This is a genomic window from Paenibacillus sp. XY044, assembly GCF_002257645.1.
GTDB lineage: Bacteria > Bacillota > Bacilli > Paenibacillales > Paenibacillaceae > Paenibacillus_AQ.
In genome coordinates this window covers 52,576-64,406 of sequence record NZ_NQMO01000015.1, presented here as the reverse complement: position 1 = coordinate 64,406, position 11,831 = coordinate 52,576, and the positions used below count along the sequence as shown (strand labels likewise).

Annotated in this window: 14 protein-coding genes; 2 read left to right on the top strand and 12 right to left on the bottom strand. The window is 55.6% G+C overall.

Features of this window, described 5'->3' with window-relative positions; genetic code table 11:
• Positions 1–38: 38 nt before the first annotated feature.
• From mutY to CJP46_RS33940, 3 genes are all read right to left on the bottom strand, one after another.
• Complete coding sequence (gene mutY / locus CJP46_RS33950) at positions 39–1,187, bottom strand: A/G-specific adenine glycosylase (protein WP_256992657.1); 1,149 nt, start codon at positions 1,185–1,187, stop codon at positions 39–41.
• Positions 1,188–1,253: 66 nt separating this feature from the next.
• The gene (acpS, locus tag CJP46_RS33945; protein ID WP_094600036.1) at positions 1,254–1,649 is read right to left on the bottom strand and encodes a holo-ACP synthase; all 396 of its coding nucleotides are present in this window, start codon (positions 1,647–1,649) and stop codon (positions 1,254–1,256) included.
• A gap of 248 nt (positions 1,650–1,897) precedes the next feature.
• Entirely contained in the window at positions 1,898–2,152 is a 255-nt protein-coding gene (locus tag CJP46_RS33940; protein WP_094600035.1) for a hypothetical protein, read from the bottom strand.
• A gap of 228 nt (positions 2,153–2,380) precedes the next feature.
• On the opposite strand from CJP46_RS33940, the gene CJP46_RS33935 reads away from it, so the two are divergent.
• The gene (locus tag CJP46_RS33935; protein WP_094600034.1) at positions 2,381–2,839 is read left to right on the top strand and encodes a WGxxGxxG family protein; all 459 of its coding nucleotides are present in this window, start codon (positions 2,381–2,383) and stop codon (positions 2,837–2,839) included.
• A 122-nt stretch (positions 2,840–2,961) separates the two neighbouring features.
• On the opposite strand, the gene CJP46_RS33930 is transcribed toward CJP46_RS33935, so the two are convergent.
• Positions 2,962–4,116: a carboxypeptidase-like regulatory domain-containing protein gene (locus CJP46_RS33930; RefSeq protein WP_094600033.1), complete on the bottom strand. Its 1,155-nt coding sequence runs from the start codon at positions 4,114–4,116 to the stop codon at positions 2,962–2,964.
• A 114-nt stretch (positions 4,117–4,230) separates the two neighbouring features.
• Entirely contained in the window at positions 4,231–5,967 is a 1,737-nt protein-coding gene (locus CJP46_RS33925; RefSeq protein ID WP_094600032.1) for a pyrroloquinoline quinone-dependent dehydrogenase, read from the bottom strand.
• 220 nt (positions 5,968–6,187) lie between these two features.
• Here CJP46_RS33925 and CJP46_RS33920 point away from each other — a divergent pair, with 220 nt between their 5' ends.
• Positions 6,188–6,586, top strand: coding sequence for a cupredoxin domain-containing protein (locus CJP46_RS33920; RefSeq protein ID WP_094600031.1), 399 nt, complete (start codon positions 6,188–6,190; stop codon positions 6,584–6,586).
• Between the two features lie 82 nt (positions 6,587–6,668).
• Here CJP46_RS33920 and CJP46_RS33915 read toward each other — a convergent pair whose 3' ends face one another.
• The 7 genes from CJP46_RS33915 to nadE form a co-directional block, all read right to left on the bottom strand.
• Positions 6,669–7,610 (bottom strand): dipeptidase, encoded by a 942-nt coding sequence (locus CJP46_RS33915; RefSeq protein ID WP_094600030.1) that lies wholly within the window; start codon positions 7,608–7,610, stop codon positions 6,669–6,671.
• A complete protein-coding gene (pqqE, locus tag CJP46_RS33910) occupies positions 7,597–8,742 on the bottom strand; it encodes a pyrroloquinoline quinone biosynthesis protein PqqE (protein WP_094600029.1) in 1,146 nt (381 codons plus the stop codon). The genes CJP46_RS33915 and pqqE overlap by 14 nt, the downstream gene beginning before the upstream one ends.
• Positions 8,733–9,011, bottom strand: coding sequence for a pyrroloquinoline quinone biosynthesis peptide chaperone PqqD (gene pqqD / locus CJP46_RS33905; protein ID WP_094600028.1), 279 nt, complete (start codon positions 9,009–9,011; stop codon positions 8,733–8,735). Before pqqD ends, pqqE begins: the two co-directional genes overlap by 10 nt.
• Positions 9,008–9,718, bottom strand: coding sequence for a pyrroloquinoline-quinone synthase PqqC (gene pqqC / locus CJP46_RS33900; RefSeq protein ID WP_094600027.1), 711 nt, complete (start codon positions 9,716–9,718; stop codon positions 9,008–9,010). The genes pqqD and pqqC overlap by 4 nt, the downstream gene beginning before the upstream one ends.
• A 1-nt stretch (position 9,719) precedes the next feature.
• Entirely contained in the window at positions 9,720–10,643 is a 924-nt protein-coding gene (gene pqqB, locus CJP46_RS33895; RefSeq protein ID WP_094600088.1) for a pyrroloquinoline quinone biosynthesis protein PqqB, read from the bottom strand.
• A 51-nt stretch (positions 10,644–10,694) separates the two neighbouring features.
• Positions 10,695–10,766, bottom strand: a complete 72-nt coding sequence (gene pqqA, locus CJP46_RS37685) for a pyrroloquinoline quinone precursor peptide PqqA (protein ID WP_373558072.1) — start codon at positions 10,764–10,766, stop codon at positions 10,695–10,697.
• A 234-nt stretch (positions 10,767–11,000) separates the two neighbouring features.
• Positions 11,001–11,810: an ammonia-dependent NAD(+) synthetase gene (gene nadE, locus CJP46_RS33890; protein ID WP_094600026.1), complete on the bottom strand. Its 810-nt coding sequence runs from the start codon at positions 11,808–11,810 to the stop codon at positions 11,001–11,003.
• Between the last annotated feature and the right edge of the window lie 21 nt (positions 11,811–11,831).

Sequence of the window (11,831 nt, the reverse complement as noted above, 5' to 3'; positions counted from 1 at the left end):
GCCGCAGGCAAACATGTTCTTAGTAACGTCTTAAACGATTAATCGGATGAATGTTTGAAATAGTTCTGTAAAATTTTCAGAAATACATTAGGAAAGGCGTAATGCTGCATATCCTGCTCATCAATCCAGCGGTATACCGTCTGGCCGGACGGTTCGCCGCTGTCCCCGGCGACGTATATCGCCTTCAGCTCGGCTGCCTGCGGCAGGTCTTCTTCGCGGCAGCGGTAGACCTGCAGGTTCCAATGAATGTGGCTGAAGGTATGCTCCGCGTCCGTCAGATGCGCAATCGGCCGCGTGGCGATGCCTTCCTCGAGCAGCGCCCCGGCGAGAATGTCCATCGCCGGCTCGTCCGGCATCCGCCCGCTGCGCACTGCCGGCGTCTGCAGATGCGGCAGCTCCCACATGCGGGCAAGCAGCCCTTCCTGCGGGCGCTGGCGGATCAGGACGCGGCCGATATGATCGCCCCGGCCCTCCACGAGGGCCACCACCCGGTACTCGGGCCGCGGCGGCTTCGCCTTGGTTTTGATCGGCAGCTGCTCCTCCTTGCCCTCCTGCCTGGCGGAGCAGTGCTCCATCACCGGACAGGTCAGGCAGTGCGGCGACTTGGGCGTACACACCAAGGCGCCCAGCTCCATGAGCGCCTGGTTGAAGTCCGACGCCCGGCCGTCCGGGATCAGCTCCACAACCAGGCTCTCCATAAAGGCGCGGGTGCTTCCCTTCATGATATCTTCCTCGATCAGGAAATATCTCGACAGCACCCGCATGACATTGCCGTCAACGGCCGGCTCCGGCTTGTTGAAGGCGATGCTCAGAATCGCGCCCGCCGTATACGGGCCGACCCCCTTCAGCGCGAACACGGACGCCTTATCGTCCGGTACCATACCGCCGTGCAGCTCCTTCACCTGTTTGGCTGCCGCCTGCAAGTTGCGCGCCCGGGAGTAATACCCGAGGCCTTCCCAGCATTTGAGCACATCCTGCTCTGGGGCGTCGGCCAGGTCTTCCACGGTCGGAAACCGCTCGATAAACCGGTTGAAGAACGGAATAACCGTGTCCACCCGCGTTTGCTGCAGCATGATTTCCGACACCCAAATATAATAGGGATTCCGGTGGCGTCGCCACGGCAAATCCCGTTTATGCTTTTCGTACCATTCCAGCAGGTTGATGCTGAAATGACGTTTTTGCTCCATTGAACTTATCGAACTGCTCATGAGGTCCTTCATACCTTTCTGGCTAGCTTGTTCATGAGCCGGCCCCTATTCCCGCTTCTCTACAATGGCGAAGGCGGAAGCCAGCTCGGTCTGGTGGGAGATGGACAGATGAATCACATATTCCGGCTCACCCGGCAGCTCGAGGCGTTCCCAAGCCTCCGCGTCCAGCACTACAACGGGTTTGCCGTTCTCATCGGGCAGCACTTCCATGTCCACAAAGCCGATTTTCCCGCCGATGCCGCAGCCAAAAGCCTTGGAGATGGCTTCCTTTGCGGCAAAGCGCCCGGCGACGAACTCGGTCAGATTGCCTCCCCGTCTCTTGGCCTCTTCCCTCTCCCGGGCGGTCAGCACCCGCTCCATAAAACGGAAGCCCTGACGGCTGCCGAGAAGCAGCCCAACCCGCTTGATTTCCAGCACATCGTGTCCGATTCCGTAAATCAATGCCCCGCACCTTCCCTTCCATGACATACAAGTCCTATTGTAGCAGGTGCACGTCCCAAAAACGAGCAGCTTGTGAAAAGGCATCTTTCACCAGGAATTCCGCATGGATCGATGCCGAACGAAAAAAAACGGTGAAAATCACATGATTGATTTTCACCGACCTTTAGGACCGACTCTTCGATTGCTAACATACCCATTCGTTAATCTTCATCGGTATTGAGAAATCGCTTCTTACTCATTCATTCTGTTTATTGAGACTCGAGGCCGGCCGTTCTCTTAGCCTGAGCCATTTCGCCACGGGCGCCGGCTTCCTGCGCTTCGCGCTGATCGAACATTTTGCCGATTTTCCAGCCGATGCCTATATTCAAAACCGCCATCGCACCAAATAAGACCACGTCACCCCACGGCTCCGGCAGCAGCAGATCGGCCAGCAGCCACCCTCCTGTCATCGAAGCCCCCATCACTGCGCCCTTTACGGACGACTTCAAATGAATTTTTCCCATTCGACACACTCCCCCATCGGTTTCCGATGACCTTAATCGACAAGCAATAGGCCTGCACGCCAAAGTTCTTTGTTTCCTGCTCTTTTCGATATATATGTCGTGGACAAAAACGAATATGCCCGTAAAACCGTTAAAAAGCTTCCGATCTCCCCATCTGCATAAGTTCACCTCTTCCGTGACACAATAACGTAAGTTTAAAAACATACTCCAAAAAGGTAGGTAGCCTCAATGAGACAAAAGATAAGAATCGGTGTATTGATTGCAGGCATGTCTTTGATGCTCACCGCTCCGGCCTATGCTTATGGGGCGGGTGGAACGGCGCAAGACGGCGGTAATGGCGGAATGGGCACTGGCATGGGCATGGGGAACATCGGAACCGAATCCATCGATGGTTCGCATTACCGGGTGAACAATGCCGGGACGACATCCAATTACCATGTCAGCGTATATGGCACTGGAACAGGCAGCCAATACTTGAATGCGAATTACGGAACGAACAACACCGGCCGGATGGGAACAAACAGCTACACCGGATACAATACCGATACACTGACAGACAACAACAGACTCCGCACGACCGCAGCGACGACCACGAACCGCGGCAGCGGCTGGGGATGGCTTGGTCTGCTGGGCCTTATCGGGCTGGCCGGCATGCGCAGAGGAAACCCTGAGAGGGACCGCGGTTAGTTTGCCTCAAACCTATTGGGCAGCCATCATTAAAAATCCCTGACTTACTTTTAGGTAGGTCAGGGATTTTTTTGCGATTTGGCGTCAGAGGCGTCCAGCACCCACCACATTCTCTTGTTTCACTAGATGGCTGTGGAGTGAGCAGGACGTTCATCGTATTTAAACGGAATATGTTTCGGATCTTCGGCAGCAGGCTGGACAAAACCAGCCGGGAGGGTGTCGCCCCAAGTTAAGCGGCCCTCGACGAATTTGGACATCCGGGTCTCGAAAAAGGCCGGCCGCTGCTTCCACACTTTTTTGGCAACGGTCACGATAAATTCCCCTTTTTTGTTCGGGATGGTGACGGAGTACGGGACATCCTTGGGCAAATTCAGTCCGACCAACACTCCAGTGTACATCGCACCCGGCGATGTCCGGCTCACCAGATACGGAGGTTGGTCATTGATGACCGTACCTTCTTCGGGCAGGGTGATGTCGATCTCCACGCTCGTGTTTTCGGGCATTTTAAACACCCTTCCTTCAGGAAGCGTGTACTTCCTGGTACCGATCGTGACCAACAGATTCGTTTCTTCATCCTCGGGCCAATAGAAAATGGAATATCTGCCGTTCTGGTCGCTTGGCGTCGATTTTCCGAAGCCTTCGCCTTGATCCCGGTCGAACCAGACCACCGCGTTCTCGACCGGCCTGCCGTTCGCGTCTTTTACAATGCCGCCCATCCGGTATTTATCCACCTGAAAGTAAGATACGATGTCCCCACTGCCGGCGATGACCTGTCCGTGAACCCGGACCTTGGATGCATCCTTGGGATCGTCTTCCACCTTTACCACCTCAACCGGATAGTTCACGCTGAACATGGCTGAAGAAGCAAGAAGCCGCTGCGACATTTCCGCCGTAAGTCGTCTTCCCGAGACGGTGGCGTCTTTGAGGGAAGCGATACGGATCTTCGTTTCAGCCAGCAGGCTCTGGTCAACCGTCAGGGTGAAGGAGCCGTCCTCCCCTGTGGGAACGTCGATCTGGCTCTGGCTCGAATGCACAATGGCATTGACCACAGGCCGATTGTCGAGAAGCAGCCTGCCGTGAACGGGGGTGATGTGAGACCCGTCCGGCTTCCACTGCTTAAGCAGCAGTGCCGATGTATCAACCGTCAACTGAACGCCATGGTCCGCCGCTTGCGGTGATGCGGGAGCCGCCGAGGAGACCGGCTTCGAAGAAATCCCGGCACATCCGGTAAGACATGCCGCCAGTATCAAAATGGACAGGCGCTGCAAATACCTCATCGTTTCGATGCATCCCCTTTACTTGAGAAATAACTAGATGTACGTCGATCGTCGCTTTTCCTTTGCGAAAATAAACAGGGGCAAAGCCATAGGCTCTCCCCCGTTTCATGAACCCTATTTTTTCTGGTGAGCGTTCGTGTCTTCCGCCGTTCCCGCCTTGCCTTGGGTTTTGTCGCCGCCCAGACCGAACACGAACACTTTCGGTTTGGGACCGCCGGAAGTAAAAGCCATATATTGTTTGTCGTCTACGATGAAAATCGCCGGAGCCGCTTGAATGGTGCTGCCCGTGGTTTGGAAAGTCCAGATGACCTTGCCGTTTTTAATATCCAGCGCGTTGATCTTCCCGTCCAGCTCGCCGTAGAAAGCCAGCCCCGCCGTCGAGCTCGTAAAGCCGCCGCGCATCGGGTCTTTCGTCTTGAGCTGGTACGCTTTTTTGCCGGTATTTACATCCATCGCCGTGATGGTCCCGTACGGCACATCATTCGCAGGCGCCGAGGTCGTCGTACCGAACGCGGCCGCCCCCGGCATGTCCGGCGTCGAGGCTTCTGTCTGGCTTTTCGCGGACTTGATGACGGCCCCCTGTTCCACACCCGGAATCAACACGTAATTTGTTGCCGGATCATACGTTTCGGGAGCATAGTTCTCGCCTCCGAGCACGCCGGGGTACACCGTGACACCCTCCGGCGTCGGCTTGGGATGATCGATTTTGGCAAAAGGCACCCCATCCCAGACGACAGCTCCGGTCTTGGCGTCCCATGCGTACCATTGACCCGACTTCCCGCCCTGCACAACAATTTTTTGCTGCTTGCCTTTAACGGTGGCATTCAGAATCATCGGCGAAGCCGCGGCGTCATAGTCCCAGAGGTCATGGCTGATTTCCTGCTTCGCCCATACCAGCTTGCCTGTAGCGGCGTCGACGGCGACCACCGAGTCTGTGTGAGGATTGTCCCCCGGCCGGGATTCGCCGTAAAAGTCCGGCGCCGGGTTGCCTACGGCAAAGTACATGATCCCTGTCTCTTCATCGATGGCCGGCGGATTCCATACCGCGCCTCCGCCCTGGAATTTACTGTTAGCGAGCCAGTCTTGGCCCTTAGGCGGGACCGTATAGAAAGGAGATGCCCAGGCCGGCGACAGGTCGCTCGCTTTGTAGGCGTTGACAAACCCGCGGATACCGTTGTCACCGCCGCTGCTGCCGATGTAAATGTTCCCTTTGTAATACACGGGCGCGGTCGTTTCATAATAACCGTTCTCCAGCGTAACTCCATTGACGGAGTCGGAGATCGGCACCATTTTATTCAGCTTGCCTGTCTTCTGATCCAGGGACACAATCTGATTGTCCACGGTGAGCATGAACACTTTGCCTTCACCTACGGCGACGCCGCGGTTGGCAATAATCCCTGACTTGCTGAATGTCGCGGCTTGCTCCGCAGACGGCTTCCAATGCCAGATTTGACTACCGGTCGCTCCGTCGAAGGCGAATACCTGATTTCCGGCGGTCGTAATGTATACGATGCCGTCGACGAAAACCGGGTAGCATTGGTTCCCGTTCTTGACGTCCTTGTCGAGCTCCTTCAGGTCCGCGCTCCAGATGACGCCCAAATCCTTGACGTTGGCGGCAGTCACCTCTTTATAAGGGACATGACGGGTATTTTTAAGATCGAATCCATAGGTGCTGAAGTTTTTGAAAGAGGTCCCCGTCACTTTTCCCGGCGTCGTGGACGGCTTGTTTTCGGTCGTATTTTGCGGCGGGGCCGGTGTGGCAGCGTTGTTGTTCTTATTCGTATTGCAGCCGCTTAGAGCAAGACTGGTACTTAAAATGGCTGCGCCAATCATCGCGTGGGATTTTTTCATTGGAACGATCTCCTCATCTTTTACTTAGAAGCGTTGTAACGTAATATTTCCAGCATTGCTAAAAATCATTCAAAAATTATATGCGGCCTTGCCGAACGCAAAACCGGGCATGAACCTGCCGCATCCCGGCTCATTTCAAGCAGGTATAAAAGCGGCTCGATTCGGTCATCTTTAAGGAGAAGGATTCCACCATCCAAGTTGCATATTAAGGAGGACAACGATGAAACCGAAATTCCGTTTGGCCTTTACGATAGCGCTGCTAACGATCGTATTGGCATTAAGCGCATGCGGCAAGAGCAATAACAATACGGCGGCTCCGCCTGCCAACAACACAGCTCCATCCGCCGGTGGCGGTCAAACCAAAGAAATTACCGTGACGGCAAAAAGCTTCGCTTTTAACCCGCCGAATATCGATCTGAAAGTCGGCGACACGGTCAAGCTCACCCTTAAAAACACGGATGGCGTGCACGGCTTGGAAATCCCCGATCTGAACGTCAATTTGCAGGATGGGCAAACGGCCACCTTTACCGTAGATAAAGCCGGGACCTATGATTTCAACTGCTCAATCCAATGCGGCTCTGGCCACGACAATATGACGGGAACGATTACGGTATCCTAACGACCGAACGCAAAAAAGGAGTCCCATCCTTGGATGGAACTCCTTTTTTCGATTTTTGGATTGTAAGCCGCAAAAGCAGTCCTTATGTCGCCTCCGGCAAATGCTCTGAATAGAAACGATGCCAGTTGCCGCAGACAAAGCCTTCCACCTCTTCCTCGCTGTAATGCTTTTGCAGCATTTCGACCAGGTCATGATATTTCCCCGCATGCTCCAGGCCGACGATCTTTTCGCGGATACCGTCGAAATCCGAGCCCAACCCGATATGCCGGCGGCCCCCCAGCGAGCAGATATGGTCGATATGCGCCAGCAAACGGTCCATCGTTACCGGTTCCTCCGTATGGACAAAGGGAGGCACAAAGGTGACCCCGATGACACCATCCGACCGGATGATGGAACCAATCTGCTCATCACTTAAGTTTCTTCGCCGCGGGCATATTTTGCCGGCATTGGAATGGGAGGCGATGAGCGGCTTCGTAGACAGCGACGCCAGCTCCCAGAACGCTTTTTCCGAGAGATGGGATACGTCCAGGATCATGCCCAGACGGTTGCATTCCTGGATCAGCTGCCGTCCTTTCTCGGTCAATCCCGCTCTCCTGGACTCCATAACGCCGTCCGCCGCCCAATTGGCGTAGTTCCAAGTGATGCCGATACTCCGGACACCCAAATGATGCAAGATCCGCACATAGGCCAGGTTGCCCTGCAGCGCATCGACTCCTTCGAGCGATAATAACGCCCCGGTCAGCCCTTCCTTTTCGGCATATCTGAGATCCTCCTTGGATCGGATAAAATGGATCGGACCGCTCGCGAGCACCTTTTCATGAAACAGATCGACGCTCTCCAGCACATAGCGAAAATGCCCGGCATAGTTCTCGGGCAAGTAGATGGCAAAGTTCTGGAAACCGATACCGGATTGATGCATGCGTTCCAGTGTGACGTCCAGCAGATCCTTTTCGTGCGCAAAATCAAGCTGCGGATGCTCGAGCAGTTTGCTCAGCACATCGCAGTGAGCGTCAAATATTTTCACCGATCATTCCTCCGTTCTTCTTGAACCTGCCGCGATAGGAATAAGAAGGCACAAGGCGATGAGGTGCGGTAACCAAAGGTTGATCGTTGTCTTGATTCAGGGAAGATAAAATATCGGATATCAGTCCATGATGAGGCGACCATTGGCAGACAGGATCCGCCTGCCTCGCATCGCCGGCCAATAGGTAAGCTTGGCAGCGGCATCCGCCGAAGTCGCGGAAACGGTGTTCGCAGCTCCGGCAGGGCTCCGCCATCCAATCGAAGCCACGAAAGCTGTTGAAGGCGGCGGATTCCCGCCATATCCATTCGAGGCTCCGCTCTTTAACGGATTCAAAGGTCAAGGTTTGGATGCTGGATGCCGCGGTGCAGGGCAGCACGGTTCCGTCGGGAGTCACCGTCATGGAAATTTCGCCCCACCCGCCCATACAGGGTTTAGGGAAGTCCTCATAGTAGTCCGGGAGAACCCAAATCAGTTCAATCTGGCGGTCAAAGCGCGCTTTGGCCCGAAAAAAGGCTTCTTCAGCCGCCTTGAGCTGCGCTCTAGTCGGCAGCAGATGCTGGCGGTTAAGCAGCGCCCAGCCGTAGTACTGGGTATTCGCCAGCTCCAGCCGGCTTGCTCCCCATGACACGCACATCTCAATGATTTCCTCAACAAGATGGATATTTTGCCTATGCAGAACGACGTTCATATGTAAGGGAATCCCCGCCGCCTGGATGAGGCTCGCCGTTTTCTTTTTGAAATCGTGCGCCCGCGAACCGGCAATGGCATCGGCCAGCCCGGGCTCGGACGCCTGTATGCTGAGCTGGATGCTGTCGACCCCCGCGTTCACCAGCTGCTGCATACGTTTCTCCGTCACACCGACCCCGCTGGTAATGACATTCACAAAAAGGCCCAGTTCACGGGCCTGACGGATCAGCTGGTCCACGTCCGGTCTCATGAGCGGCTCGCCGCCTGTAAGGTGAAGCTGCACGACGCCGAGCTCACTGGCTTCCGCGAATACCCTGATCCAGTCCTGCGTGCTCAGCTCATGCTCCCTTTTGGCGAGCTCCACCGGATTCGAACAGTAGGCACAATGAAGTGGGCACCGGTGAGTAATTTCCGCTGACAGGGCATACGGTATGCTTACGGCCACTTTTCCACCCACCCCCGCTCGATCGCTTGCGTGAGAAACTCAAGAATATCCTCCTGCAGATTCGATTGATTGTATTTCGTCTCCAGCTCCCCGATGATTTGCTGAACCGACCGCGTCCCGTCACACAGCCAAAGAATGGCCCCTGCCGTCGGATTCAGGTTGACGACGCGTTCGGGGAGCAGGAGCAGATCGGTTTGCCTTGCTTTATCGAACTTCAGCCTTGCGGGACTGCGCAGCCTGAGTTGCTCCGACAGCTCCCAAGCTATCATCGCTGTGCCTCCGCATCGGGATACGCCAGACTTAACGCATCCAGGATAGCCCAAAGAACGTCGCATTTAAAATGTAATGCGGATATCACCCGCTCCTGCTCGCTGCGGTCCTTACATTCACGCAGAACGAGCTCCAAGCCGTGATCCGCGTCGCGCGGAGCCTGATGCAGCCTGGCTTGGAAATACTCAAGCCCTTCCGGACGGATCCATGGATACAGCTGCTCAAACACGGCGATTCGTTGGGATATCAAGACGGGAGCGAACAATTCCGTCAAAGAGGAAGCAACTGCAATGAGCCACGGCTGCAGGCGGCAGAAGTTTACGTAGGCATCGACTGCAAACCGAACGGCGGGAAGAACATGGCGCTCATCCAGCATTTCCTCTCTCGGAATGCCGACGGCTTCGCCAAGGCGAATCCAGGCCTCAATCCCGCCCTCGCTTCCTCCCGTTCCGTCATGGTCCACAATCCGCTGTATCCAGTGGCGGCGCTCCTCTCTGGAGGGCAGCTTGGAAAGGATGATGGCATCCTTGACGGGGATATTTTTCTGGTAATAAAACCGGTTGGCCACCCAAGCCCGAAGCTGCTCGGGACTCAACTTCCCTTCATGCATGCGTACGTGATAAGGATGCTTGTCGTGATACCGCAATTCCCCGACTTGCCGCAATTTCATCGTTAATTCTTCATTCGAGAGCAAATGCTGGCTCATGTCAGACCTCCAATTCCAATCCGTCGTAACCAACCTCAATCCTCAGCTCCCGGAGCTTACGGCTCTCCGCGGAATCCTCGTCAAGGATCGGATTGGTGTTATTGATATGGATGTAAATTTTGCGCCCGGCCGATATTTGAGAAAGGCGCTCCAGGCTACCGTCCGGGCCGGCTATCGGAACATGCCCCATATCGGGTGCGGTCAATCCGGAAATGCCCAGCTGCCGAAGCTCATCCGAATGCCAAAAGGTTCCGTCCACAAGGACGCAATCCGCCGCTTCCAATTGGGTGTGGAGCTCGTTCGACCATGACTCGACACCGGGCGCATATACGGCCGTCCCTCCTGTTCGCCGGTCCACGAACCGGTAGCCGACGACCCAAGGGACCGCAGGCGGCTCATTCCTTTGGGAACTCCGCTGGGCGGACGCGTACCTCGGCGGCTTGGAGCCCAAGAAGAACGGATATACCATTACTCTGCCCCCAAATAGTGGAAAAGATTCCTGCGGCTTGACCTCAAGCCATCGGTATGCGGCATAGGGCTCAAGGATTTGCCGAACCGGGAAAGCCTCCTTTAGAGCGTCCAGTACGGGCGCCGCAGCGTATACGTCGATTTCCGAGGACTCTCTTAAATGAAGAAGGCCCATCGTGTGATCCAGCTCCCCATCCGTCAGCAGCACGGCTGAAATGGGCGTATGCCGGATCCTGGAGCCCGGGGCGAGCTCGGCATGGGCCTCAATCTGTGCGCCGATATCCGGCGTGGCATTCACGAGAACCCAGTCGTTTCCTTCGTCGCTGACAGCCAGTGAATTATGCATACGGGCGTGTAAAGAGGGATCCTGCTTCCGCACGCGCCTGCAATTCGGACAGCCGCAGTTCCATTGCGGGAAGCCTCCTCCCGCCGCTGATCCCAGCACCTTCAACAGCATGTTCGTGCCCCCCTCAAAAAAATAGATGCCGGATCGCTCCGGCATGGGATGTCACTTCTGATACGCGTATGCGGTAACTTCCGCACAGACCTCAATGACTTCAAAATTAGGTTTAACCCACATGCCGCCACCCCCTTTGATGAATCTTCCCACCATGCCAGCCAGTGGGGAGCACAAGTCAGTTAATCATATGTTGCTTTTTGGCATTCTATAACACATGAACACCCGAAAGGGATGCCCGCCTTTCGGCCTCCTGCTAAGCTCTTCGTTCCGTCGGCACGGAAAGTCCTCTCTAATGATGGCATCAAAAAAGCAGGCCGCTGTATGGCGGCCTGCCCTTGATTCCCCGGAACCTGCTTAAATACCCGGGATCATATTGCGCTTATGCGCGGTTCGCTTATAGTAGCTCTCCAGGCGTTCCTTCGCCTGCGGGCTGACTTCCTTGCCTTCCAGATAGTCGCTGTTCTCGTCATAGGTAATGCCCAGCTCGCCTTCATCTGTCTGGCCTTCCCACAAACCGGCGGTAGGCGCCTTGTCCAGAATCGATTGCGGTACGCCAAGGTAGCTCGCCAGCTGGCGGACCTGGCGCTTGTTGAGCGTGCTGAGCGGCGTGATATCCACTGCACCGTCGCCCCACTTCGTGTAGAAGCCGGTAATCGCTTCGGAAGCATGGTCCGTTCCGACGACGAGCAGGTTCAGGTCAAATGCCAGTGCATACTGCATCACCATGCGGGTTCTCGCTTTGATGTTCCCTTTGCCCTGAGGGGTCAGGTGGCGATGGATGCCGATTTGCTTAAGGCCCTGCTCGGCTTCCAGAGCAATCTCACCGACGGCATCCTCGATATTGGTCTCGGCCTTATACTTCAGGTTGAAAGCTTCCGCGACCGCATAGCTGTGCTCGATATCCTCTTGAACCGCGTAGGGCTGGAACACGCCCAGCGTCATATATTCTTGGCCTTCCGCCTCCGTGAGCTCGTCGGTCGCCCGTTTACACAGGCCGGTCGCCACGGCGCTGTCGATTCCACCGCTGATGGCGATGAGCAGACCCTTCGCCCCCGCATTCTTCACGTAGGATTTCAGGAAATCCACCCTTTTCCGGACTTCGCTCTCCACATCAATCGTCGGCTTCACGCCAAGTGCCGCAATAATTTCTTCCTGCAAACTCACGATTAGCACCTCTCTTGAACA